We start from the raw sequence: 25,562 nt of genomic DNA on the forward strand, positions 1-25,562 counted from the left end.
AAGCTAAATAGTTCCGGGGCGCTCGGCTATAAGGGGTGTAAACCTAACCGCTTGAAGTTTAAGCGCCATTGGCTGGTTTCGTTTATCAGCTTAACACTCAAATCACGCTAACAATTCAAGGAGATAAACCTATGCGCAAACTAAAGATCGGCATCATAAAAGAGGGTAAAGTTCCTGTGGATAAACGGGTGCCCTTGACGCCTAAAAAGTGCCAGGAGGCGCTGCAGGAGTTTCCGGAAATGGAGATTGCGGTGCAGCCGAGCGATATCCGCTGTTTTACAGACGAAGAGTACTGCGAGCTGCAGATTCCGCTGCAGGAGGACCTGCGCGATTGCGATGTGCTGATGGGGGTGAAGGAAGTGCCGACGGAGCAGCTCATCCCGGACAAGACCTACCTGTTCTTTTCCCACACAATAAAGGAGCAGCCGCAGAACGCCAAGCTGCTGCGGGCCGTCCTGGACAAAAACATCACACTGATAGACTATGAGCTGCTGAAGACCACTGACGGACAGCGCGTGGTGGCCTTTGGCCGTTACGCAGGTATTGTTGGCGCTTACAACGGCATCCTGACCTATGGCAAGAAGCACGAGCTGTTTAACCTCAAGCCGGCCTACCTGTGCCATGAGATGGAGGACATGCAGGAGGAGTACTTTAAAGTGAAGCTGCCGCCAATAAAGATCGCTGTAACCGGTGGCGGCAGAGTGGCGGGCGGAGCCATGGAAGTGCTGGACAAGATGGAGATACGGAAAGTGAGTGTGTTCGATTTCCTCTACAAGCAGTTCACGGAGCCTGTGTATGCCCAGCTGCACTCCGGCGACTACAACGCCCGCCCCGATGTGGAGGTATGGGACTCGCCGGATTTCTATGCCAACCCACACTTATATAAGAGTACCTTCCGCAAGTTTACCCGGGTTACTGATTTGCTGATGGCCTGCGCTTACTGGGACCCGCGCGCCCCGAAGTTGTTTACAGAGGAAGATGCGCGTCAGCCCGACTTCAAAATAGATACCATTGCCGATATCACCTGCGATGTGAACGGTTCTATTCCTGCAACCAAACGCTCTACTACGATTACCAGCCCCGCTTACGACTACAACCCAACCACCGGAGAACTGGAAGAGGCTTATGCTCGCCCGGACAACATCACCATCATGGCCGTAGACAACCTGCCTTGTGAGTTGCCGCGCAATGCTTCCCGTGATTTTGGCCGGCACCTTATAGATAATGTGTTCCCGCACTTCTTTAACGGAGATGAGGAAGGTATTCTGAAGCGTGCCACCATTGCAAAGGGAGGAAAGCTGACAGAGCGGTATAGTTACCTGCAGGGCTATGCTGACAGTGCAGCCACTAATAAGGAGAAGCAGGCGGCAGTATAGTATAGTATAGTATAGTATAGTATAGTATAGTATAGTATAGTATAGTATAGTATAGTATAGTATAGTATAGTATAGTATAGGGGCCCGTGGCATAAGCTGCGGGCCCCTCTTTTTTTGCTTCGGGGGGAGAGGGGGGAGGCCGTGCCGGGATCTTTCCGAGCGCCGGGCGGCCCTTTCGGGGAACGGGCGAAAATAATCCCCTTCAGCTCCAGGCTGTTGCGGGTTTTCCGGGTTTATTTGGCGGCGTGCGCTTGCGGGCCGGGGAAAGTTTGCTACTTTTGCATCCCGGTTCAGCAGGGACGGGAGAGAAGGGGGAGCGCTAACACAGGCTGCGGCCGCGGTTTCGGGGCCCCGTCGGAGAAAGAGAGACTGAAAAAAAACTTGGCCCGGGGCCTTGCGGAACGGAAAGCTTTGCTTACCTTTGCAGCCCGCCTCGGAAGGAGACGGCCGCCGGCACTTGCCCCTTTGGAGGGACGGGCCGGGGAGAGAAAAAAGAAAGAAAGTTTTTCTTGTTTTCCGGAAGTTTCCCCTTACCTTTGCAGCCGCTTCCAACGCGAGCCGCGCCACGGAGGCCGGGAAAATAAAGTTCAAAAAAAGTTTTGCGGTTCGAAATAAAGCCGCTACCTTTGCACCCCGCCACGGAGCGAACGGCTCTGAAGGGGAAAGGGAAAAAGAAAGAAGATAACGTCGCAGGACGGCAAGCGAGGACGGAAGGTTCTCGGAAAGTTCTTTGAGAGATTGCTTGAGACAGAAATTAAGGTAAGACCTTGCGGCCCCCTCGGGGGCCAGACACAAGGGGAGCCGGGGTCGGACAGACACATTTTGCGGTTTTATGCCGCAGGAAGCATATTCTTACAATGGAGAGTTTGATCCTGGCTCAGGATGAACGCTAGCGGCAGGCCTAATACATGCAAGTCGAACGGATCAGGTTCCTTCGGGGACCTGGTTAGTGGCGCACGGGTGCGTAACGCGTATGCAACCTACCTTCCACAGGGGGATAGCCCGGAGAAATCCGGATTAATACCGCATGTGACCACGAGAGGGCATCCGACCGTGGTAAAAGCTTCGGCGGTGGAAGATGGGCATGCGTGCCATTAGCTAGATGGCGGGGTAACGGCCCACCATGGCTACGATGGCTAGGGGTTCTGAGAGGATGGTCCCCCACACTGGTACTGAGACACGGACCAGACTCCTACGGGAGGCAGCAGTAGGGAATATTGGGCAATGGCCGAGAGGCTGACCCAGCCATGCCGCGTGCAGGAAGAAGGCCTTCTGGGTTGTAAACTGCTTTTGTATGGGAAGAAAACGCCCCTGCGGGGGTAACTGACGGTACCATGCGAATAAGCACCGGCTAACTCCGTGCCAGCAGCCGCGGTAATACGGAGGGTGCAAGCGTTGTCCGGATTTATTGGGTTTAAAGGGTGCGTAGGCGGCCCGTTAAGTCAGCGGTGAAATCCCACGGCTCAACCGTGGAACTGCCGTTGATACTGGCGGGCTTGAGTTCGGTCGAGGCGGGCGGAACTGGCGGTGTAGCGGTGAAATGCTTAGATACCGCCAAGAACCCCGATTGCGTAGGCAGCTCGCTGGGCCGAAACTGACGCTGAGGCACGAAAGCGTGGGGAGCGAACAGGATTAGATACCCTGGTAGTCCACGCCGTAAACGATGATGACTCGATGTTGGCGATACACTGTCAGCGTCCAAGCGAAAGCGTTAAGTCATCCACCTGGGGAGTACGCCCGCAAGGGTGAAACTCAAAGGAATTGACGGGGGCCCGCACAAGCGGTGGAGCATGTGGTTTAATTCGATGATACGCGAGGAACCTTACCTAGGCTAGAATGCGCGTGACCGCTCCAGAGATGGAGCCTCCCTTCGGGGCACAAAGCAAGGTGCTGCATGGCCGTCGTCAGCTCGTGCCGTGAGGTGTTGGGTTAAGTCCCGCAACGAGCGCAACCCCTATCTTCAGTTGCCAGCACATCATGGTGGGGACTCTGGAGAGACTGCCTCCGCAAGGAGCGAGGAAGGCGGGGACGACGTCAGGTCATCATGGCCCTTACGCCTAGGGCTACACACGTGCTACAATGGCCGGTACAGAGGGTTGCCACCCAGCGATGGGGCGCCAATCTCAAAAAGCCGGTCTCAGTTCGGATCGGAGTCTGCAACTCGACTCCGTGAAGCCGGAATCGCTAGTAATCGCGTATCAGCAACGACGCGGTGAATACGTTCCCGGGCCTTGTACACACCGCCCGTCAAGCCATGGAAGTCAGGGAGACCTGAAGCCGGTGACCTCAAAGGAGCCGTCTAGGGTAAAACTGGTAACTGGGGCTAAGTCGTAACAAGGTAGCCGTACCGGAAGGTGCGGCTGGATCACCTCCTTTCTAGGGACGGCCCTCGGCTCCCCTAAGGCTTACGTTAACGTCTGTCTCGGCAATTGCTCAAAACTCACTTACTCGGGCGGCCAGGCCCGGCCAGAGAAGCGGGCTTGTAGCTCAGGTGGTTAGAGCGCTACACTGATAATGTAGAGGTCCGTGGTTCGAGTCCACGCAGGCCCACCGCGAATTACCTGGGGGATTAGCTCAGCTGGCTAGAGCGCCTGCTTTGCACGCAGGAGGTCAACGGTTCGACTCCGTTATTCTCCACACCGAGAGTAAACACAAGGCAGGAACGACAGGTTCTTGCTTCAGATTCAGGGAAAGTAGGGCTGCGGCCGCTACCTAGAACTGGAACACGTTCTTTGACATGATGGGAGAGAGACAAAAGAAATAGACTAGGCCCTAGCGATAGGGCCCTAGTGCGAGAGAGGCGGGCCGGCCCACGCTTGTGGGGCCGGCCGAAGACGCAGAGAAGGGCGCACGGGGGATGCCTAGGCTCTCAGAGGCGATGAAGGACGCGACAAGCTGCGATAAGCTTCGGGGATCGGCACATACGAGTTGATCCGAAGATTTCCGAATGGGGCAACCCAGTGTATTGAAGATACACTACCCTACGGGGGGCGAACCCGGGGAACTGAAACATCTAAGTACCCGGAGGAAGAGAAAACAACAGTGATTCCGCAAGTAGTGGCGAGCGAACGCGGATTAGCCCAAACCAGTGCTGTTACGGCAGCCCTGGGGTTGTAGGACCACGTCGTGGGACCAAGTATTGAAGCATAACAGGCTGGGAAGCCTGACCATAGGGGGTGATAGTCCCGTGTGCGTAAGCTGCTTGGCCCTAGTGGTATCCTGAGTAGGGCGGGACCGGAGAAATCCCGCCTGAATCCACCGGCACCATCCGGTAAGGCTAAATACTCCTGAGAGACCGATAGTGAACCAGTACCGTGAGGGAAAGGTGAAAAGCACCGTGAATAACGGGGTGAAACAGATCCTGAAACCGTGCGCTTACAAGCGGTCGGAGCCACTTCGTGTGGTGACGGCGTGCCTTTTGCATAATGAGCCTACGAGTTACTCCTCCCTGGCGAGGTTAAGTGTTTGAAAGCACGGAGCCGCAGCGAAAGCGAGTCTGAACAGGGCGCGCAGTCAGGGGGGGTAGACGCGAAACTTTGTGATCTACCCATGGGCAGGATGAAGGCTGGGTAAAACCAGTTGGAGGTCCGAACCAGTTTACGTTGAAAAGTATTTGGATGACCTGTGGGTAGGGGTGAAAGGCCAATCAAACTGAGAAATAGCTCGTACTCCCCGAAATGCCTTTAGGGGCAGCGTCGTGGTGGAGTCATATGGAGGTAGAGCTACCGATAGGACTAGGGGGAGTCACATCCTACCGAATCCTGACGAACTCCGAATGCCATTTGATATACACGGCAGTGAGGCCTGGGGTGCTAAGGTCCCAGGCCGAGAGGGAAAGAACCCAGACCGCCAGCTAAGGTCCCAAAGTCTGCGCTAAGTTGAACAAAGGGGGTCCAGTTGCCTAGACAGCCAGGAGGTTGGCTTGGAAGCAGCCATTCCTTTAAAGAGTGCGTAACAGCTCACTGGTCGAGCGACAGGGCATCGATAATAATCGGGCATCAAGCACAGCACCGAAGCTGCGGATTGTATTTATACACTGGTAGGGGAGCATTCCAAGGGCGACGAAGGCGTCCCGGCAAGGGGCGTTGGAGCGCTTGGAAAAGCAAATGTAGGCATAAGTAACGATAATGCGGGCGAGAAACCCGCACACCGAAAGACCAAGGTTTCCTGATCAACGCTAATCGGATCAGGGTTAGTCGGGTCCTAAGGCCGAGGCGAAAGCGCAGGTCGATGGACAACTGGTTAATATTCCAGTACCGGCACGTCATAGCGATGCGGTGACGGAGAAGTGAAAGGACGGCGCGCTGACGGAATAGCGCGTTTAAGGGCGTAGGTAGTAGGACGGTTGTGAAGTACGCCGACCTAGCTGAAACCCGAAAGTACTCCGCGGCCCCGGCCAAGGAGATCGTCCCTAATCAGGCTCCCTAGAAAACCCGCTAAGCGTTTAAATGGCTTGCCGCCCGTACCGCAAACCGACACAGGTGGTCGAGGAGAGAATCCTAAGGTGCTCGAGTGAATCACGGCCAAGGAACTCGGCAAAATGGCCCTGTAACTTCGGGAGAAGGGGCGCTTCCTGCTAGCAATAGCAGAAGCCGCAGTGAAAAGGCCCAGGCGACTGTTTAACAAAAACACATGGCTTTGCGAAATCGAGAGATGAAGTATAAGGCCTGACACCTGCCCGGTGCCGGAAGGTTAAGAGGGGGGGTTAGCCGTAAGGCGAAGCTCTGAATCGAAGCCCCGGTAAACGGCGGCCGTAACTATAACGGTCCTAAGGTAGCGAAATTCCTTGTCGGGTAAGTTCCGACCTGCACGAATGGTGTAACGATCTGGGCGCTGTCTCAGCCGTGAGCTCGGTGAAATTGTAGTCTCGGTGAAGATGCCGAGTACCCGCAACGGGACGGAAAGACCCCATGAACCTTTACTATAGCTTAGCATTGACGCTGGGTAACTCATGTGTAGGATAGGTTGGAGGCTTTGAAGCGGCGTCGCCAGGCGTCGTGGAGCCGTCCTTGAAATACAACCCTTGAGTTGCTTGGCGCCTAACCTTGTAAGACAGGGGACAGTGCTTGGTGGGTAGTTTGACTGGGGTGGTCGCCTCCAAAACAGTAACGGAGGCTTTCAAAGGTGCCCTCAGCACGCTTGGTAACCGTGCGCAGAGCGCAATAGCATAAGGGCGCTTGACTGTGAGGCCCACAAGCCGAGCAGGGCCGAAAGGCGGATATAGTGATCCGGTGGTTCCGCATGGAAGGGCCATCGCTCAAAGGATAAAAGGTACTCTGGGGATAACAGGCTGATCTCCCCCAAGAGCTCATATCGACGGGGAGGTTTGGCACCTCGATGTCGGCTCGTCACGTCCTGGGGCTGGAGAAGGTCCCAAGGGTTCGGCTGTTCGCCGATTAAAGTGGCACGCGAGCTGGGTTCAGAACGTCGTGAGACAGTTCGGTCCCTATCTGTTGTGGGCGTAGGAGATTTGAGGGGTCCTGACCTTAGTACGAGAGGACCGGGTTGGACGAGCCTCTGGTGGACCTGTTGTGGCGCCAGCCGCAGCGCAGGGTAGCTACGCTCGGACGGGATAAGCGCTGAAAGCATCTAAGCGCGAAACCCGCCCCAAGATGAGATCTCCCTTAAGGGCCGTCAAAGACGATGACGTCGATAGGCCGCAGGTGTAAAGCCAGGAATGGCAAAGCCGAGCGGTACTAATTGCCCGAGCGCGTCCGGTCAGCAGCACCGGCCCGCCGCTCTCGATTTTGTTTCTCCCCCACAAGTCATGTCATAAAGCATCCGGCACGCATAACAGCCGTGCGCAAGATAATGGTGGCTATGGCCCCGGTGAGCACCTCTTCCCATCCCGAACAGAGAAGTTAAGCCCGGGCGCGCCGATGGTACTGGGGTCACACCCGGGAGAGTAGGTGGCCGCCAACCCCAACAAAGAGCGCCCCCTCCGCAGCCGCGGAGCGGGGCGCTCCCTTTTTACACCCATCCCGAAACCAAACCACCCGCACCAGGCAGGGCCTGAAGGAGGAGCGGTGGCGCGTGCAGCAGCACAGCAAGCAGCCGCCAGAGCAACAAGCCCGTGGCAGAGAGCAAACGGAAACAAACACAAAGGCCCCGGCGCGAAAGAGCGCCGGGGCCTTTGCCTTTTTCAGGGCCGGGTGGGCTAGCTGTTGATGAAGCGCGGGTGGATTAGGTTCTCCACCGAGAACACCTCGTCCCACTTCGCCTGCGTAATCCTGCCGCGCTCCAGCACGGTAATATCATGAATTGACTTACCTGTTGCTAACGCTTCTTTGGCAATGGAGGCTGACTCTTCGTAGCCTAAGATAGGGTTTAGCGCAGTAATGATGCCCACGCTGTTCATCACCATGTTCGCACAGATCTCTTCGTTTGCTGTAATGCCAACCACACACTTGTTTGTTAAGGTATAGCAGGCATTCTCCATAAAGCTCAGTGAGCTGAAGAGGCTGTATGCAATAACAGGCTCCATCACGTTCAGCTGGAGCTGACCGGCTTCAGCGGCCATGGTAACGGTCATGTCAGTGCCTATCACATAAAAAGCAGTTTGGTTCACTACCTCCGGTATAACAGGGTTAACTTTACCTGGCATAATGGAAGAGCCCGGCTGCATGCGTGGCAGGTTAATTTCGTTAATACCTGTGCGCGGCCCTGACGAAAGCAGGCGCAGGTCGTTGCATATCTTCGATATTTTAACGGCGGAGCGTTTCATCACGCCTGACACCTGTACATAGGCACCCGTGTCGCAGGTTGCCTCAATCAGGTCCTCCGCAAGTACAACAGGGATGCCTGTTAAGTCGCGCAGGTGCTTGGTGACGATCGCTGGGTATCCCTCCGGGGCGTTAATGGAAGTGCCAATGGCCGTAGCGCCCATGTTAATCTCACAGATCAGCATTTTGGCCTCATTCAGGCGCTGGATGTCTTCTTTTATCGTTGTCGAGAATCCGTGGAACTCAGCCCCCAGCGTCATCGGAACAGCATCTTGAAGCTGCGTGCGACCCATCTTCAACACCGTCTGAAACTCTTCCCCTTTACGTGCGAAAGCCTGTTGTAGGGCCTCCAGACTCTCTATAAAGCTTTCAATCTTACGGTAGAGGGCCAGGCGGAAGGCCGTAGGGTAGGCATCGTTGGTCGACTGCGAGAAGTTGACATGGTTGTTAGGGTGCACGTACTGGTACTCGCCCTTCTGATGGCCGAGAATTTCCAGTGCTAAGTTTGCCACCACCTCGTTCACGTTCATGTTAACAGAGGTACCGGCACCGCCCTGGATCATATCGGTCACAAACTGGTCCAGGTACTCCCCGGCAATAAGTTTGTCACAGGCCTGGCAGATGGCGTCGGCTACCTCCGCTTTCAACACACCGCAGTCGCGGTTAGCCATGGCGGCGGCTTTTTTAACGTAGCCGAAGGCCTGTATAAAGAGAGGCTCCTTTGAGATAGGAATGCCGGTGATGTAGAAGTTGTCTAAGGCGCGCGCCGTCTGAATACCGTAATAGAGCTCATTGGGGATTTCCATCTCTCCCAAAAAGTCATGCTCCATTCTAAATTCGCTCATACTAGTATTTAATTGGATTGAGGTTCAGCTTTAATGTTAATTTTTGCTGCTGTTATTCTTAGAAACAGGTGTGGGCAAACTGATGCCCAGCTCCGAGGCTGTACTTAAAACAATCTGCGTTGCATATTCCTTGGTGCAGCGAAGTTCGCCAGTATAACTGTAGTCGTTGATAAGGCTTTGGTTGATAATCAGCCTGGAGGCAAACTCACCATAGTTCGCCATAATCTGTTTCTGCACCTGCACGAGCTCTTCCCGGCGCTGCTCCGTTTCCGGGGTGCGCACTGGGCGCGGCCAGCGGTTGCTCGGGAAGTCGTGGCTGATGTTGTTGTCCTTGGCGCTTTGCCTGGCCTCCGACAGCGCGTCTACCAGCAGCTTCTCGTTGCGGGAGCGCTTAAGCCCCCCGTGGATGCCCTTCGTGTGGTTTAGCCACTCGTGCACGTCCACGTTAGACGTGCTGGCCAGCTCCACAAGCGCCTCGTTAGAAATAACGTAGGAGGCGGGCTTGTTAAACTGCATGGCCATCTGGTCCCGAAAGGCGAACAGGTGCTTTAGAATGTGCTGCTGATAGAAGTTGAGCCTGAAAGCGTTTTTCAGCTTTAGGTGCGGGTTCTCCGGTTCCGAATAGGTAAGCGCCTCCAACAGCTGGTTCTCCTCCTGCAGCCAGTGCAGGCGGCCAAGGTCAGCAATCTCCTGCACCAGTTTTGCCTTGATGCGGTGCAGGTAAATAACGTCGATGGCAGCGTACTTCAGCTGCGCCTCCGTGAGCGGGCGCTTGTTCCAGTTGCTGGACTGCTGCGATTTATCGATCTCCATGTCAAACTCCTCCTTTAGCACGGTTGCCAGCGAAGAGCGCTCATAGTTCAGGATCTTGGCGGCTACATCAGTATCCATAACACCGCGAATGTTGCACCCCAGCTTATCTAGCAGCAGGATATCGTTGTTGGAGTGATGGATAATCTTGGTGATGCGACCGTCTTCAAACAGGTCGAACAGCGGCTGCAGGTCTGCAACAGCAAAAGGGTCTATAATATAGCAGGTGCCGTTTTCGTCGGCAATTTGAACCAGGCAGAGGTTAAAACCATAGGTAAAGCGATTCTGGTCGAACTCCAGGTCCAGTGCAAGCTCCTGGCTCCTGGAAAGTGTGGCCAGGGTTTCCAGCAGTTGCTCCTGCTCTTCGATCAGTTTTATCGTTACGCCATCGTGTGTCAGCGTTGTATTTTCCATTCCTAAAGTTAAAAGGTTTCCCGCACATCCGCACACCCTGATCCCCTTTTTCTGGGGCTGCAGTGCACTTTTGTACTATAAAATGAAAAAGGTCTCCGCCTTTTGGGCAGAGACCTTCCGTTTATAAATAGTTATACTTCTGTTACTCAATAGGCGGTTGTTCCTCCTGTATGTCCATGGTAGTGGTGTCCTCCATCATCGTGGCGGTATCAGCCTCCATGCCCAGGTCAGTTTCCATGTCAGATTCCAATTCCTCTGTTGTATCGATGGTCTCTGATTCAGTGGTTGTATTTTCTTCGTTGCTACAGGCTGTGAACGCGAAGAATGCGAAGGCAGCCACGGCTAATTTCCAATACTTTTTCATAATCGTATTCAAATTGATTTTGTACTTATTTATACGATTCCTCCTGAAAAGTAACCCTTACGGTGGTTGTCGTTTACATTATTTGAAGTTAATGCGCTTCTTTGACAGGTAAAAGTATTGATTATTCGTGTCGGCGGTAACACAAGAAGTACAGCAACAGGTTGTTGATTTAAAATTTAATTACGTAATTTTGGACTTTACTAATTTAAGGCGAATCCATAAGGTTGAAAGAATGAAAAATATACTAAGGGCCAACGGGCTGTTGGGCGCAGTACTGCTGGGGCTGTCGCTGCTGCTGACCGGCTGTGATAAAGACGATGACAAGGAGACAACCGTTCTGTACGGCCCTGAAACGTTTATCGGTGAGGGCGCTGTAAGGGCCTGGGTAAAGGTAACACCGGACAGAAAGCCGGTGGAGATTGGCGTGAGCATGTCTAAAGACGTTGTGCCGTCACTGCCAAACGAGATGACGGTGTACACGCTGGGCTTGCCGGAAGGGGTGGAGCTGCCGCCTTACAACCACGTGATGCTGGACTGGAACCCGCAGGGCCACCCGCCGATGGAGTATGTGCTGCCGCACTTCGATGTGCATTTCTATACGGTGCCCGTAGCCGAGCGAGAAGCTGTTGTGCCGGGGCCGCAGGGGCATACCCCGGAGTTTGAGGAAAAGTACATCCCTGCCGGTTATGTGTCCGGTATGGAGGTGGTGCCTAACATGGGAGTGCATTGGATGGACGGAAGCTCGCCGGAGCTAAACGGGGAGGTCTTCACCAAGACATTCATCTACGGCGCGAATAACAACAAAATCATTTTTTACGAGCCGATGCTAACCTTGGCTTACCTGCAGAGCCTTGATCCGAACCGAAAGGACATGCAGCCGGTAAAGCAGGCGCCGCAGGTGCAGCAGGTAGGGTATCACCCCGGGGCCTACGTTATCTACAACAACACCGAAGAGAATACCTTTGAGATCTATCTCACGGATATGAAGTACAGAGAGCCTGTAAAATAAGAAAAGGGCCTGCCGCAACTGCGGCAGGCCCTTTTTGTTAACTACTGTACTTGTTGCTTAGAAGCCTCGGAGAGCATCTTCTCTCGCTTGGCCTTGAACTCTGTGCCTTCTTTCCATTCCGGTAGCTTTTCGGTGTTAGCTACGCGGTTGCCAACACGCAGAAACAGCTGCAAATCCTCTACAGCCCCTTCCAGGTTCCAATCGTCTCGTACTTCGTCCGTCAGCTTATGGTAATCGTTGGCTGTGTACTGCTCATTCCACTTCTGTACATAGTCTGCCGGCTGGTTGCGCGCTTTTACACCGGACTCGGCATAAAGCGCCGGTACCCCCTGCTTGGCAAACTCAAAATGGTCGGAGCGGTAAAAGGAGCCGTTCTCCGGCGACTCCTCGGGCACGATGTGGCGGTTTTGCGAAACCGCCTCCTGGGCCAGTACATCTTCTAAAGTAGAGTTGCCGTACCCGATCACCACCACATCCTCGGTTGGCCCGTAGGCATTCAGCACGTCCATGTTGATGTTCGCAACCGTTTTCTCGAGCGGGTAAAGCGGGTTGTGGGCGTAGTACTTGGAGCCCAGCAGGCCTTTCTCTTCGGCTGTAACGGCCAGGAAGAGGATAGAGCGTTTCGGCTTGGTCTCCATCTTAGCGTAAGCCTCGGCAAGCTCCAGCAGCCCGGCTGTGCCGGTGGCGTTGTCCAGAGCGCCGTTATAGACCTGGTCCCCCTTCAGGCTGGTGTCCTTGCCGAGGTGGTCCCAGTGCGCGGTGTACACAACGTATTCATCCTTCAGCTCCGGGTCTGAGCCCTCCAGCTTTGCAATCACGTTTTGCGACTGCACTTCGCGCAGCTTGTTTTTAAGCGTAAAGTCAGCAGTGGCCTTTAGCGGCACCGGCTGGAAATCCTTTTTGCGAGCGGCCTCTTTCAGGTCCTCGAAATTGCGGCCCAGGGCGGTAAAGATCTCGCGCGCCTTTGGCTCCGTGATCCAAGCCTCTATCTTGGCGCGGTCCATGTTCTTGTTGGCGGCGCTGATGTCGAAGCCTTCGCGGCTGTTGCTGCCGGAGAGCACTTCGTACGGGTAGCCTGCCGGCCCCGTCTCGTGAATGATGATGGCGGCAGCGGCCCCTTTCTCAGCGGCTATTTCATACTTGTAGGTCCAGCGCCCATAGTAGGTCATGGCTTTGCCTCCGAACATGGTGCTGTCCAGCTGGCCCGGGTTGTTCGGGTCCGGTATGGGCGGGTCGTTTACGAGCATCACGATCGTTTTACCCTTTACGTCCAGGCCTTTGTAGTCGTCCCAGCCGTACTCCGGTGCCACCACGCCATAGCCTACAAACACCATATCGGAGTTGTTTATGTCGATGTTGGGCACAAAGCGGCGCGACACGGCAACATAATCATCCGGGAAGTTCAGCTGTATCTTTTTGCCGTTGGCGTTGATGGTTGCCGTCGGGTCCGGGGTATAGCCGAACATCGGCACTTTCTGTACATAGCTGCCATCGGGGTTGCCGGGCTGCAGGCCCAGTTTCTCAAACTGGCGTGTCAGGTAGGCCACAGTGGAGTCTTCGCCGGCGGTGCCGGGGCTGCGGCCCTCAAACGCGTCGGAGGCCAGAACAGTGGTGTGCGCCAGCAAATCGGCGGCAGTTATACTTTGCAGGGCTGGCTGCAGGTTGGTGCTGTCGGCAAGGGCGGTTGCCTCGTCGCCTGACTCGCTTACATGGCGGCTGTTCTCGTTGCAGCCCATCGCCAGCAAGCCGAGCAGGCCCAGCAGCGGGAGGTGATTTCTCATAGGTTAGATGCTTATGGTCTAACCTGTAAATTAGTAAAAAAAACGATACATCCGCCCTTAAGCAGCTAGTTGCCAGCTGGCAGGCACTCCCCGGTGTAGCTCCTGTACCGTGGCAACAACGCCGGCAAGGTGCTGCCGCAACTGGCACTCCCACACAACCAGGCGCTGCCAGCCCGCCTCGCGGTACTGTTGCTTGTACCGGGCATCGCGGGCGATGTTCTGGCTGAACTTGTTCTGCCAGAAAGCGAGGTTCGTCTTGGGGTGGGAGGGCTGGCAATAGGGGCAGCGGTGCCAGAAGCAGCCGTGTACAAACACGGCGAGCCGGCGCCCAGGGTAGCAGATATCAGGTTTGCCGGGCGCTTTAGGCCAGTGCACGCGGTAGCCGCGCAGGCCCGCCTGCCACAGTGCCTGCCGCAGCTTTAGCTCAGGAAGGGTGTTTTTGCTTTTGTTGCCGCGCATGTAGCGGCTGATCTTCTCCTGCGCCGTTAGCGGCTCCCGGGGCTGTTTATACTTTCTCTTTCGCGTTTTTGCCAATGCTGTGCCAATGCCTCTGTTGCATACTGGCAACACAAACGAAGGCGGCAGAGTTTACTCAGAGGGCACTATAGTTGCCGGGTGCAGGCGGTTTTCATAACTCGGAGAGGCAGTGGTAACGTGTGGCGGCGCTATCAGATACGGTAGTAAATACGCGACATGGTGCTGTTGTAGGGGTCGTAGCCGGGGCGTTTCCTGCTGAAGCGGTCATCCAGCAGCTTGGTGTGCTGCATTTGGCTGAGCTTGTAGCATTGCCACTCCTGCTCCTGCTGCCCTCCCTTGCTCAGGCGCCAGGCACAGAGGCAGTCTTCGTGCTGATGGTTGTGGCCCAGCAGGTGCGGCTCCACCACGTGCTTTTCGCCGTTGTAGTCGAAGCTGATCAGCAGCCGTGCCCCTATCGCTTTAGAAAGTTCTTCCAGCAGATAACTGTACATACTCTTCTCGCTGTTTAGATGCGACACACTAACTCGCCTTGTGGCCGCCTGTTTCTATCAAAACTGCGCGCTCATGCTACGTCCGTTTCCACTATACAAGAATAGCACAGTCGCGACTATCAAAACAGGAATTATAACGGCTAAAGGTAACATGCACTACAAGGCCAGGTTTAAGGTTTAAGAGGTGCTTTTGTTCTGTTAATTAAGTATAAGCTGTGTTAATGCCGTGCAGGCTGCTTTTAAAGTAACATATGTTGTAGCCGTCTCTCCAGGCGGGAGTAGTTGTTTTTGCCTGGGTGATAGAGCCGTACACCACGGCCCGGGCTTGCCGCCGCAGGCCATGGCCTTGGGTGGTGCCCGTGTGGCGGCACAGGCAGGGGAGAGCGGCAGGGCCAGGTGCCCATTCATTAGCCTACAGCAGCAGCGCTTGCGGCGGTGGTTTGATTAACGCACAGGGAATAAGCTTTTTAAGGCTGCGTGACAAAAAACATAACCGAAGAGGGGGATTTTAGGTACATTAGGAAATGTTATATGCTGTGATAATGAGGCATATTTGCTAATGCGAATTAATGTAATTTGTTTTTTGGATAATCCTTCTAACTTTGCCTTTTACACATGCAGTAGTTTTAACTATGGATAAATATACATACATCGCCAACGCGCACGGCGATTACATCGATGGGCTGTACAAGTCCTATCAGCAGGACCCGGAGTCAGTGGACGCGGGCTGGCGCAAGTTTTTTGAAGGCTTCGAGTTTGCCACCGCTTACGGCGAGAACGGACACGAGGCTACAGAAGGCGTTGCCGCTGCTCCTGCAAAGGGCGCCGTAGCTGCCGGTGAGTCAGAGAAAGAGGTTGCGGTTCGTAACCTGATCCATGCTTACCGCACACGTGGCCACCTGCGCTCCATCACAAACCCGGTGCGTGCCCGCAAAGACCGCAAGGCGCGCCTGGACCTGGCCGACTTCGGCCTGACGGATGCTGACCTGAACACTGTTTTCCAGGTGGGGGAGATCATCGGCCTCGGCCCGGCTACCCTGCGCGATATTGAGGCGGCCCTGAAGAAAATCTACGAAGGCGCCATCGGCTTTGAGTACATGTACATCCGCGACCCGGAAGTGCTGGAGTGGTTTAAGGAGAAGGTAGAGAAAGACTCTCTGAACTTCAACCCTTCCATCGATTTTAAAAAGCGCATCCTGTCCAAGCTGAACGAGGCGGTGGTGTTCGAGAACTTCCTGCACACGAAGTTCCTGGGCCAGAAGCGTTTCTCCCTGGAAGGTGGCGAAACAACCATACCTGCCCTGGATGCCATCATCGACAGGGGTTCTGAGCTGGGTGTTGAGGAGGTAGTGATCGGTATGGCACACCGTGGCCGGCTGAACGTGCTGGCCAACATCATGGGCAAAACCTATGAGCAGATCTTCTCTGAGTTTGAGGGTACAGCCGTTCCGGACCTGACCATGGGTGACGGTGACGTAAAGTACCACATGGGCTACTCTTCTGAGGTAGTAACGCCTTCCGGCAATAAAGTGAACCTGAAGCTGGCCCCGAACCCATCGCACCTGGAGGCGGTGAACCCGGTGGTGGAAGGCTTTGTGCGCGCAAAGATCGACACCCTGTATAACAAGGACGCCGACAAGATCCTGCCGATCCTGATCCACGGTGATGCTGCCGTAGCCGGCCAGGGCATTGTGTATGAGGTAACGCAGATGGCGAACCTGGAGGGCTACAACACAGGTGGTACCATTCACTTCGTGATCAACAACCAGGTTGGCTTCACCACTGACTTTGAGGATGCCCGCTCTTCTATCTACTGTACCGACGTGGCCAAGATTCTGGACGCACCGGTGCTGCACGTAAACGGCGACGATCCGGAGGCGGTGGTATTTGCCATGCGCTTTGCCATGGAGTACCGCCAGAAGGTGAACAACGATATCTTTATAGACATGGTGTGCTACCGCCGCCATGGCCACAACGAGTCAGACGAGCCGAAGTTCACGCAGCCGCAGCTCTACAACCTGATCTCGAAGCACGCCAACCCGCGCGAAGTATACAACAAAGACCTGATCAGCCGCGGAGAGGTAGACGCCGACCTGGCGAAGAGCATGGACAAGGAGTTCCGCAAAATGCTGCAGGACCGCCTGGACATGGTGAAGCAGAAGCCACTGCCGTACAACTACCAGCAGATGGAGAAGGAGTGGCAGGAACTGCGCCGTTCCAAGCCGGAAGACTTTAACCAGTCGCCGGAGACGGGCATCTCTGCCGAGGCAGTGGAAACCGTTGGAAAAGCGCTGACAACCCTGCCGCAAGGCTTTAAGCCCCTCAAGCAGATCGAGAAGCTGATCAAGGAGCGCAAGGAGATGTTCTTTGAGACAAAGCAGCTGAACTGGGCTGCCGGTGAGTTGCTGGCCTACGGCTCTGTGCTGCTGGATGGGCACATCGTTCGTTTCTCTGGCCAGGATGTGCAGCGTGGCACGTTCTCGCACCGCCACGCCGTGTTGCACGATGCCGTAACAAGCGCTCCGTACAACAACCTGAACCACATGGCTGAGCAGCAGGGCTCTTTCGAGATCTACAACTCGCTGCTTTCAGAGTATGGTGTGCTTGGCTTTGAGTTTGGCTATGCCATGGCTAACCCGAACGCCCTGGTTATCTGGGAGGCTCAGTTCGGTGACTTTGCCAACGGTGCACAGGTGATGATCGACCAGTTTGTAACGGCTACGGAATCTAAGTGGCAGCGCATGAACGGTTTGGTGATGCTGTTGCCGCACGGCTACGAAGGCCAGGGACCGGAGCACTCAAACGCCCGCCCGGAGCGCTTCCTGCAGCTGGCTGCCGAGAACAACATCTTCGTGACCTATATTACCACACCTGCCAACCTGTTCCACTTCATGCGTCGCCAGCTGGCATTGCCGTTCCGCAAGCCGGCTGTCAACATGTCGCCTAAGTCGCTGCTGCGCCACCCGCTGGTGGTGTCTCCGGTAGAGGATTTCACTTCAGGAGGTTTCAAGGAAGTGATCGGCGACAGCTACGTAACAGCCAAGTCGGTGAAGAAGGTGTTGCTGTGCTCTGGCAAAGTATACTTCGACCTGCTGGAAGAGCAGCAGAAGAACGAGCGCAAGGACGTCGCCATCATCCGTATGGAGCAGTTGGCGCCGTTCCCGAAAGTACAGTTGGAGGCAGAGCTGAAGAAGTACAAGAACGCGAAAATCTACTGGGTGCAGGAAGAGCCGGAGAACATGGGCGCCTGGACCTACATCCTGCGCATTATGCGCAGCCAGGTAGAAGACGTGGTGGCCCGCAAAGCCAGCGCCTCGCCTGCCACCGGTTACCTGAAGGTGCACGTAAAAGAGCAGCAGGAGCTGGTAGACCGCGCGTTTGCCATTTAATTATAATGATGAAGTATGAATGATGAATTGCTGCAAGAGCAACCGCATGTCATCATTCATACTTCATTTCTAATTCATAATTCGTAATTCATAATTGACCTAAAATATGAGCTTAGAAGTTAAAGTGCCTGCCGTAGGTGAGTCGATCACCGAGGTAACCATAGCCCAGTGGCTAAAGAAAGATGGCGACCGTGTGGAAATGGATGAGGTGATTGCTGAGCTGGAATCTGATAAAGCCACGTTCGAATTGCCAGCCGAAGCCGCAGGCATTTTACGCATTGTAGCACAGGAAGGCGACACGGTAGACGTGGGCGCTATTATCTGCAAAATAGAGGAGAACGGCGCTGCCGCCGCTGCTCCGTCTGCTCCGGCAGCCGAGGCTTCTCAGCCAGCCGCTCAGGAGGCCGCACCCGCTGCAACAGGCGGTGCCGGCGAAACGGTAGAAATGAAAGTACCTACTGTAGGCGAGTCCATCACGGAGGTGACCATCGCCAGCTGGCTGAAAAGCAGCGGCGATCATGTGGAGATGGACGAGGTAATTGCAGAGCTGGAGTCCGACAAGGCTACGTTCGAGCTGCCAGCTGAGGCTGCCGGTACACTGGAGATCGTGGCCCAGGAAGGCGACACCGTGGAGATCGGTGGGCTGCTGTGCCGCATCGTGTCTGGTGCTGGCGCCGTGAAGGCAAACGCACAGGCTACGGCCAAGCAGGCTGCCGCTGATCAGCAGGCAGCAACGGCCCGTCCGGCCGCCGCAAGCTCAGGAGCGCAGACCTACGCTTCAGGCACACCGTCGCCGGCTGCCGGTAAGATCCTTTCTGAGAAGGGCATCAACCCTGCCGATGTGCAGGGCACTGGCCGTGATGGTCGCATCACCAAAGAGGATGCGCAAAACGCGCAGAAGTCTGCTGCCAAGCCAGCCGCCGCTCCTGCTCCTAAGCAAGAGGCCACTGCCTCTAACGACGCGCCGGCTGCTGCAGGTGACCGTAACCAGCGCCGCGAGAAAATGAGCTCACTGCGTAAAACAGTGGCGCGCCGCCTGGTGCAGGTGAAAAACGAAACGGCCATGCTGACTACCTTCAACGAGGTAGACATGAAGCCGATCATGGACATCCGCGCCAAGTATAAAGACAAGTTTAAAGAGGTGCACGAAGTGGGCCTGGGCTTTATGTCGTTCTTTACGAAGGCCTGTACGGTTGCCCTGAAGGAGTGGCCGGCGGTAAATGCGCAGATCGATGGCAATGACATGGTCTTTAATGACTTTGTGGACGTGTCTATCGCTGTTTCTTCTCCGAAAGGTCTGGTGGTGCCGGTTATCCGTAACGCGGAGCAACTGACGCTGGACGGCATCGAGAAAGAAGTTATCCGCCTGGCGAAGAAAGCCCGCGACGGTAAACTCTCCATCGAGGAGATGACGGGTGGTACCTTCACGATCACGAACGGTGGTGTGTTCGGTTCCATGATGTCTACACCGATCATCAACGCGCCGCAGTCGGCTATACTTGGTATGCACAACATCGTGCAGCGCCCGGTAGCTGTTAACGGACAAGTGGAGATCCGCCCAATGATGTACCTGGCCCTGTCTTACGACCACCGCATCATCGACGGCCGTGAGTCGGTTAGCTTCCTGGTTCGCGTGAAGGAGCTGCTGGAAGACCCGATGCGCCTACTATTAGGCGTTTAAACTCAAATTATGAATTAGAAATTAGAAATTAGAAATTGTGGGGGAGGAGAAGGAGAATGTTGTTTGCGATAAGAGTTATGCCTTCGCGCTCCGGATTGTAAAGCTTTATAAGTTTCTAACAGAAGAGCAGAAGGAGTTTGTACTGGCAAAGCAATTGTTGCGAAGCGGTACTTCTATCGGTGCAAATGTAGAGGAAGCCATCGCTGCAAGTTCTAAAGCTGATTTCGTTCATAAACTAAATATTGCCGCAAAAGAGGCAAGGGAAACATCGTACTGGCTGCGCCTGCTAAAGGACAGCCAGTACCTTCCTGAAAAGGCGTTCGATTCTATACATGAGGATTGCATGCAGGTGCGAAAGATCATCAGCAAGATTCTGATCACCATGAAGGCGAACTCCTGATTTCTAATTTTTAATTTCTAATCTGAAAGATGAAATACGATGTAACCGTAATCGGTTCTGGACCTGGAGGCTACGTGGCAGCGATTCGTTGCGCGCAGCTGGGCCTGAAAACCGCGATCATAGAGAAGTATAATGTACTGGGCGGCACTTGCCTGAACGTGGGCTGTATCCCGTCTAAAGCGCTGCTCGATTCGTCAGAGCACTACCATAACGCCGCTCACTCCTTTAAAGAGCACGGCATTGAGCTGGATAACCTGCAGGTAAACCTGCAGCAGATGATTCAGCGCAAGGCAGGTGTGGTAAAAGCCAATAACGATGGCATTACCTACCTGATGAAGAAGAACAAGGTGGATACGTACTATGGCCTTGGCTCTTTCGTGAACAAGAACACGATCAAGGTGACAGACGCAGAGGGGAAGGAGCAGCAGATCGAGACGGATAAAGCCATCATCGCGACGGGCTCTAAACCTACTACGCTGCCGTTCCTGTCTATCGACAAGAAACGCATCATCACCTCTACAGAGGCGTTATCGCTGACAGAGGTGCCGAAAAACCTGATCATTATCGGTGGTGGCGTGATTGGCCTGGAGCTGGGCTCGGTGTATGCTCGCCTGGGCGCCAAAGTACAGGTGATCGAGTACATGGACTCCATCATCCCGACGATGGACCGCGCCTTGGGCAAAGAGCTTCAGCGCATCCTAAAGAAGTCGCTGAAGTTTGAGTTCTTCATGAACCACAAAGTAACAGGCGCTACCAACGAAGGCGAAACCGTGAAAGTAACGGCCGAGAACCCGAAAGGCGAGGCGGTTACCTTTGAAGGCGACTACGTGCTGGTATCTGTTGGCCGCAAGCCGTATACCGAAGGCCTTGGGCTGGAGAATGCGGGCGTGCAGATGGGCGAGCGCGGTATGATTGCCGTAAACGACCACCTGGAGACAAACGTACCGGGCATCTACGCCATTGGCGACGTGGTGCGCGGTGCCATGCTGGCGCACAAAGCCGAGGAAGAAGGCGTGCTGGTGGCAGAGCAGATCGTGGGTCAAAAGCCGCACATCAACTACAACCTGATCCCTGGTGTGGTGTATACCTGGCCGGAAGTGGCGGGCGTAGGCTTTACCGAAGAGCAGCTGAAGGAGCAGGGCCGTGCCTACAAAACAGGTTCGTTCCCGTTCAAAGCCTCTGGCCGCGCCAAGGCATCCGGCGATACAGACGGTTTTGTGAAAGTGCTGGCCGATAAGGAGACAGACGAAATCCTGGGCGTGCACATGATCGGGCCGCGCATTGCCGACCTGATTGCCGAGGCGGTAACAGCCATGGAGTTCCGCGCCTCTGCCGAGGATGTGGCCCGTATGAGCCATGCGCACCCAACGTTTGCAGAAGCCATGAAAGAAGCATGTTTAGCCGCTACAGATAACCGGGCTATCCATATCTAAGCGGGTTCCCTCTTAGTTAACAATACCGGCAGCGCCACCTCGAAAGGGTGGCGCTGTTGTTTTAAAGGCCCCGTAGCCCCTGTGGGGCTTTGAAAGTGCCTGTGAGCGTTGTTGCAGCTATATTGCAAGCGAGTCCTGTTAAACAACAAAAAAATATTCTGCGACACAGTTGGAAAGTTCTACTGCTTTTTTACTTTTGTAGTGTACTAGGTATCTAATACACTAAGCCAATAAAACTATGATAAAACTTTCACACATTAGCTTCAGGTACAAAAAGCGGCGGCAGCTCTTCGCGGACCTGAACCTTACCCTGCAGCCGGGCTTTATCTATGGCTTGCTGGGTAAAAACGGCGCTGGCAAGTCGTCGCTGCTTAAGCACATGGTAGGCCTGCTTTACCCGGACAGTGGCACATGTACCGTCTTCGGCTTCGACACCTCAGCGCGTAAGCCGGCTATGCTGCAGGACATGTACCTGGTGCCGGAGGAGTTTAACCTGCCTGCCATCAGCCTGGCGACCTTTGTGAAGGCCAACGCTGTGTTTTACTCCCGGTTTAGCTATAACCAGCTGCAGGCATACCTGGCCGAGTTTGAGCTGTCAGAGAATGATAAGCTGTCTACGTTGTCATACGGCCAGAAGAAGAAGTTCCTGATCGCCTTCGGCCTTGCCACTAACGCCCGCGTCTTAATCCTCGACGAGCCAACCAACGGCCTGGACATCCCCTCAAAAAGCCAGTTCAGGAAGATTATGGCGGCGGCACTGGACGAAGAGAAGATCATCATCATCTCCACGCACCAGGTGCGCGACCTGGAAAACCTGATCGATAGCATTGTGGTGCTGGAGCAGGGCAACATCATCTTTAACCAAAGTATAGCCGACATTTCAGAACGCCTGGCTTTTGAGCATAGTCTGGCCGGTGTGCCGGACGAGGAGGTGCTGTACGCCGAGGAGTTGCAGGGGCGCAGAGCGGGTATCGTGAAGAACATAGCCGGCATAGACAGCCGCGTAGATATGGAACTGTTGTTTAACGGTATCGTGAAGAATGCACCTGCCATTAATGGCGCTTTTGCCAACCTGAAGTATGAGTACTAACCTTAGCCCGGGAGCAATGGCCGCAAAGCAGGTGCGCCCAGGCCTGCGCTCGCTCTGGATCAGTGCGGCCGCCCTGGGCTGCGCTTTCCTGGTGCAGGCGGTGCAGCTGGATTATACTTCTACGCTGCAGTTGCTCTTGAATAACTTCGCGGCAACGCTGTAATAATTGTTTAGACCATTTGTACAAAATAGAACTATGAATACTGCATTCGATTTAACTCGGCTGGGCCACTTTATAAAGCGGCAGCTGTACATGAATAGTAGCTCGCTGTGGGTAGGCACCGTGGCGGTAACAGGTTTTTTGCTGGTGGCGTCGGTGCTCCTCCCGTACTTTAAGGGAGCGAACAGTGTGCCTGTGCTGGTAAACCTGTTTGGGACCGTCTTCTTTATCAGCGGGTTTGTTCTCACAAGTAAAGTATATGCCGAAATGCAGTCTCCGCAGCAGAGCTACCTGTTTCTGGCCTTGCCGGTATCTGCAGCCGAAAAGCTGGTAGGGGCCTGGCTAATTTCCTCGCCTATGTTTATCGCTGCTGCGGGCATTGGCTTTTCTGTGCTGATGCTCATCAGTGCCCTTATGGCAGGAGAGTCCGCATTCGCCTTTTTTCAGTCTAAGTACCTGTTCCTGAACCTTAGGGACGTAGGCGCTTACATGGTTTTCCAGACGGTGTTCTTGCTCGGAGCGTGTGCCTTTAAGGGGAACAACTTCATGAAAACACTGCTGGCGGCGTTTGTATTCGTGGTAGTGCTGGTCGGCTATACAGCCTTGTTTGGCTATCTGCTGTTTGGCAGTGCAGGGCCTGCCTTTACAGTGGAGGACTCTAAAAGGATGGAAGATTCTTTTGGCTTCGTGGTCAAAAGCGTGCTGCCACTACTGTTTTGGTTTGTGCTGCCGCTTTTTTTGCTGGTGGTATCGTTTTTTAAACTTAAAGAAAGGCAGGTGTAAGATGGAGTTCAAAGAAAATCAGGCAATATATCTACAGATCGCCAACCGCTTTTTCGAGAACATACTGAAGAAGGAGTGGCAGAGCGGCGACAAAATACCCTCTATCCGGGACATGGCCGTGGAGTTTGAGGTAAACCCCAACACCACGATGCGCACGTTCAACTACCTGCAGGAGAAGGGGATCATCTATAACAAGCGGGGCATTGGCTACTTCTTGGCCGAAGACGGCTTTGAAAAGACCATCGCCCTGAAGAAAGAGCAGTTTGTGGAGGAGGAGCTGCCCGCCTTCCTCAGAACCATGAAGCTGCTGGGCCTGTCGCTCGATGACTTGAAAGCCTATGCGGCCAGGTATGCCGGGGCAAGTGTAAACTAGGAGAGACCTTCACCATTAACGCGCATTAACATGAAACTAAGTAACAAACTTCTGCTGGGCCTGCTCTTTGCGGTGCTGCTCGGTATTACAGCGGTGCTAGGCACGGCTAAATACTATGCCCTGGACAAGTCGGCCACGTTAACGCCGGTGCAACAAAACGCACCGCAGCCGCCAGCGCCTCCAGGTACCGCCGAATAGCCGCATGCAATCCTTAGTGCCTGCAGAAGCAGCAGGCACTAAGGATTAATTTTTTTAGCGGCCCAGGCAACCCTCCCTTCTGTTGGTGCATCTGTTTAGTACAAGAGCAGAGCAATTTGTAATCTAACCATACACTATGATGAGAAAAGTACAGGTATTATTGGCAATGCTTATGCTGCCCCTGATGGCATGGGCTCAAACAAGAGTAAATGCTTCGGAGATAGTAGCGAAGATTAACCGTGGCGAGGCCGTGTCTTACAAGAACGCAGAGATCGTGGGCGACCTGAATCTGACCAAGCTGCAGAACATGGAGCTGAAGAAAAGCAACAGCAAGTACGACTCCAAGGAGTACGTCAGCACGGTAACCGTTCCGCTTACCTTTGTGAACTGCAGGTTTAAGGGCGATGTGCTGGCCTACTATAACCCCAACAACAGCATCAACCTGAAAAACTCGCACAGCGAGACCTACAACACCAACTTTGAGCGCGATGTGCTGTTTGAGAATTGCGCCTTTGAGCAAAGGACTGCCTTCAAGTACAGCAAATTTGACGGCGCTGTTTCGTTTATCAGCAGCCGCCTGGCAGAGGAAGCGCTGTTTAAGTACGCTGAGTTCGACAAAAGAGCCAACTTCAGCAATGTGCGTTTCGGCGGGGAGGCAAACTTTAAGTATGCTGAATTTCCGCAGTTGGTGAGCTTTGCCGGAGCTAACTTCACAGAGGAGGCTAACTTTAAGTATGCCGAGTTTGAGTCTGGCGTTAATTTCGAAAAGGCGCTCTTTAACGGCACAGCCAACTTCAAGTATGCAGATGTCAAGAAGTCGTTCAACATCAAAGGGGCTGATTTCCGTGGCGGCGATGACTTCAAGTATACCAAGTTTAACAACAAGCAGGTAACGCTGGCCTCGCTACTACAGATGGCCCGGTAACGAAAGACATTTTTTAATGGCAGCGCCACCCCTAAAAAAGGGTGGCGCTTGTTTTTTTTGTGCTACTGCAGCAGCGAAAGGGCCCTTCCCAGTCCTTCGGTAGGGACGTATTCCTGTACCGGGGGCAGGGCCAGCCACGCTTCCCGCACCTGGTTGAGCAGCGGCAGGCTAGGGGACGCGTTATACTTACGGGTGGCAATGGCTACTGCGATGGCGGTTTTAAGGTGGTTGGCCTTCACGCGTAAAGTATGGGGGGAATAACGGGCAGGGTGCAGGTGTATGTGCCGGCCTTCCTGCACTCCCCAGCGCAGCGCCCAGGCAGAGCCGTCGGAGAGGGTACAGAGGCGGTAGTCGCTTGGGGTAAGGTGTCGGCGGAAAGGAGCCGGGGATAGCAGGTCCTGCCCCTGCAGGTGCAGAACCACCTCTTCGGAGAGCTGCAGCGGAGAGAGCGGCCCCGTGTAGAGGTCCAGCTGAGAACCGCCAATGGTTCGGAGGAAACGCCTTAGCTCCTGCTCCGGGAGGCTCACGCTCTCCTGCGCAAATGCCCGGATATAGCCCAGGTGGTGCTTGAGCGGGTGAAACAGGATGGGCTTTGGTAGCTGCTGCATCATGCCTCCTCTTACGCAGCTGCTCCCCTGTAGGGCGTTACGGTCTGCCAAATCTGCTTTGGTAAAAAGCCGGGCGATAAAATACTTCGGCCTTCAGGCAACCTTTGCACTAGTGCCTGCATCTATACTGTACAAAAGCGATGCTTGAGTCTGCTCCACCAAAAGGCTGTTGCCTGTTTGCAGCCGGGCGGTGGCGACACCGGATGAGAAAGATTGTAGTACCCCGTTTATAG

Annotated in this window: 19 protein-coding genes, 2 tRNA genes and 3 rRNA genes; 17 read left to right on the forward strand and 7 right to left on the reverse strand. The window is 54.5% G+C overall.

Annotation, left to right across the window (positions count from 1 at the left end; all coding sequences use genetic code 11):
- Window positions 1-131 precede the first annotated feature (131 nt).
- From CA264_RS18465 to rrf, 6 genes are all read left to right on the forward strand, one after another.
- Window positions 132-1,376, forward strand: coding sequence for an NAD(P)-dependent oxidoreductase (locus CA264_RS18465; protein WP_025608879.1), 1,245 nt, complete (start codon window positions 132-134; stop codon window positions 1,374-1,376).
- Window positions 1,377-2,230: 854 nt separating this feature from the next.
- Window positions 2,231-3,752 (forward strand): 16S ribosomal RNA (locus CA264_RS18475).
- Between the two features lie 100 nt (window positions 3,753-3,852).
- Window positions 3,853-3,926, forward strand: a tRNA-Ile gene (locus CA264_RS18480).
- A 13-nt stretch (window positions 3,927-3,939) separates the two neighbouring features.
- Window positions 3,940-4,013 (forward strand) — tRNA-Ala (locus CA264_RS18485).
- Window positions 4,014-4,204: 191 nt separating this feature from the next.
- A 23S ribosomal RNA gene (locus tag CA264_RS18490) occupies window positions 4,205-7,096 on the forward strand.
- 90 nt (window positions 7,097-7,186) lie between these two features.
- Window positions 7,187-7,298: ribosomal RNA gene (rrf, locus tag CA264_RS18495) — 5S ribosomal RNA — on the forward strand.
- Together the 16S, 23S and 5S rRNA genes with 2 tRNA genes alongside form the textbook arrangement of a ribosomal RNA operon.
- Window positions 7,299-7,533: 235 nt before the next feature.
- On the opposite strand, the gene aspA is transcribed toward rrf, so the two are convergent.
- From aspA to CA264_RS18510, 3 genes are all read right to left on the reverse strand, one after another.
- The gene (gene aspA, locus CA264_RS18500) at window positions 7,534-8,943 is read right to left on the reverse strand and encodes an aspartate ammonia-lyase (protein ID WP_025608880.1); all 1,410 of its coding nucleotides are present in this window, start codon (window positions 8,941-8,943) and stop codon (window positions 7,534-7,536) included.
- 36 nt (window positions 8,944-8,979) lie between these two features.
- Window positions 8,980-10,167, reverse strand: coding sequence for a ribonuclease D (locus CA264_RS18505; RefSeq protein WP_025608881.1), 1,188 nt, complete (start codon window positions 10,165-10,167; stop codon window positions 8,980-8,982).
- A 142-nt stretch (window positions 10,168-10,309) separates the two neighbouring features.
- Window positions 10,310-10,531 carry a hypothetical protein gene (locus tag CA264_RS18510; protein WP_025608882.1) on the reverse strand — a complete coding sequence of 74 codons (222 nt, stop codon included), beginning with the start codon at window positions 10,529-10,531 and terminating at the stop codon, window positions 10,310-10,312.
- A 232-nt stretch (window positions 10,532-10,763) separates the two neighbouring features.
- On the opposite strand from CA264_RS18510, the gene CA264_RS18515 reads away from it, so the two are divergent.
- A complete protein-coding gene (locus CA264_RS18515) occupies window positions 10,764-11,540 on the forward strand; it encodes a DUF5602 domain-containing protein (protein WP_025608883.1) in 777 nt (258 codons plus the stop codon).
- 41 nt (window positions 11,541-11,581) lie between these two features.
- On the opposite strand, the gene CA264_RS18520 is transcribed toward CA264_RS18515, so the two are convergent.
- The 3 genes from CA264_RS18520 to CA264_RS18530 all read right to left on the reverse strand — a co-directional run bounded on the left by CA264_RS18520 (window position 11,582) and on the right by CA264_RS18530 (window position 14,289).
- Entirely contained in the window at window positions 11,582-13,321 is a 1,740-nt protein-coding gene (locus CA264_RS18520; protein WP_025608884.1) for a M28 family metallopeptidase, read from the reverse strand.
- A 57-nt stretch (window positions 13,322-13,378) separates the two neighbouring features.
- The gene (locus CA264_RS18525) at window positions 13,379-13,855 is read right to left on the reverse strand and encodes a very short patch repair endonuclease (RefSeq protein ID WP_025608885.1); all 477 of its coding nucleotides are present in this window, start codon (window positions 13,853-13,855) and stop codon (window positions 13,379-13,381) included.
- A 134-nt stretch (window positions 13,856-13,989) separates the two neighbouring features.
- Entirely contained in the window at window positions 13,990-14,289 is a 300-nt protein-coding gene (locus tag CA264_RS18530) for a WYL domain-containing protein (protein WP_025608886.1), read from the reverse strand.
- Between the two features lie 632 nt (window positions 14,290-14,921).
- On the opposite strand from CA264_RS18530, the gene CA264_RS18535 reads away from it, so the two are divergent.
- The 10 genes from CA264_RS18535 (at window position 14,922) to CA264_RS18570 (ending at window position 24,721) form a co-directional block, all read left to right on the forward strand.
- Window positions 14,922-17,678, forward strand: coding sequence for a 2-oxoglutarate dehydrogenase E1 component (locus tag CA264_RS18535; protein WP_025608887.1), 2,757 nt, complete (start codon window positions 14,922-14,924; stop codon window positions 17,676-17,678).
- Window positions 17,679-17,784: 106 nt separating this feature from the next.
- Window positions 17,785-19,359 (forward strand): 2-oxoglutarate dehydrogenase complex dihydrolipoyllysine-residue succinyltransferase, encoded by a 1,575-nt coding sequence (odhB, locus tag CA264_RS18540; RefSeq protein WP_025608888.1) that lies wholly within the window; start codon window positions 17,785-17,787, stop codon window positions 19,357-19,359.
- Window positions 19,360-19,396: 37 nt separating this feature from the next.
- Window positions 19,397-19,759 (forward strand): four helix bundle protein, encoded by a 363-nt coding sequence (locus CA264_RS18545; protein ID WP_025608889.1) that lies wholly within the window; start codon window positions 19,397-19,399, stop codon window positions 19,757-19,759.
- Window positions 19,760-19,788: 29 nt separating this feature from the next.
- The gene (gene lpdA, locus CA264_RS18550; protein ID WP_025608890.1) at window positions 19,789-21,192 is read left to right on the forward strand and encodes a dihydrolipoyl dehydrogenase; all 1,404 of its coding nucleotides are present in this window, start codon (window positions 19,789-19,791) and stop codon (window positions 21,190-21,192) included.
- A gap of 238 nt (window positions 21,193-21,430) precedes the next feature.
- A complete protein-coding gene (locus CA264_RS18555; protein WP_025608891.1) occupies window positions 21,431-22,282 on the forward strand; it encodes an ABC transporter ATP-binding protein in 852 nt (283 codons plus the stop codon).
- Window positions 22,272-22,445: a hypothetical protein gene (locus tag CA264_RS21950; protein ID WP_157593741.1), complete on the forward strand. Its 174-nt coding sequence runs from the start codon at window positions 22,272-22,274 to the stop codon at window positions 22,443-22,445. Before CA264_RS18555 ends, CA264_RS21950 begins: the two co-directional genes overlap by 11 nt.
- A 33-nt stretch (window positions 22,446-22,478) precedes the next feature.
- On the forward strand, window positions 22,479-23,225 hold the full coding sequence (locus CA264_RS18560; protein ID WP_025608892.1) for a hypothetical protein: 747 nt from the start codon (window positions 22,479-22,481) through the stop codon (window positions 23,223-23,225).
- A gap of 1 nt (window position 23,226) precedes the next feature.
- Window positions 23,227-23,598, forward strand: a complete 372-nt coding sequence (locus CA264_RS18565; RefSeq protein ID WP_025608893.1) for a GntR family transcriptional regulator — start codon at window positions 23,227-23,229, stop codon at window positions 23,596-23,598.
- A 30-nt stretch (window positions 23,599-23,628) separates the two neighbouring features.
- Window positions 23,629-23,796: a hypothetical protein gene (locus CA264_RS21955; protein WP_157593742.1), complete on the forward strand. Its 168-nt coding sequence runs from the start codon at window positions 23,629-23,631 to the stop codon at window positions 23,794-23,796.
- 136 nt (window positions 23,797-23,932) lie between these two features.
- Window positions 23,933-24,721, forward strand: a complete 789-nt coding sequence (locus CA264_RS18570; protein WP_025608894.1) for a pentapeptide repeat-containing protein — start codon at window positions 23,933-23,935, stop codon at window positions 24,719-24,721.
- Window positions 24,722-24,783: 62 nt separating this feature from the next.
- Here the strand turns inward: CA264_RS18570 and CA264_RS18575 are convergent, their stop codons facing one another.
- Window positions 24,784-25,380 carry a hypothetical protein gene (locus CA264_RS18575; protein ID WP_025608895.1) on the reverse strand — a complete coding sequence of 199 codons (597 nt, stop codon included), beginning with the start codon at window positions 25,378-25,380 and terminating at the stop codon, window positions 24,784-24,786.
- Between the last annotated feature and the right edge of the window lie 182 nt (window positions 25,381-25,562).

Origin of the sequence: Pontibacter actiniarum (assembly GCF_003585765.1) — a bacterium.
GTDB lineage: Bacteria > Bacteroidota > Bacteroidia > Cytophagales > Hymenobacteraceae > Pontibacter > Pontibacter actiniarum.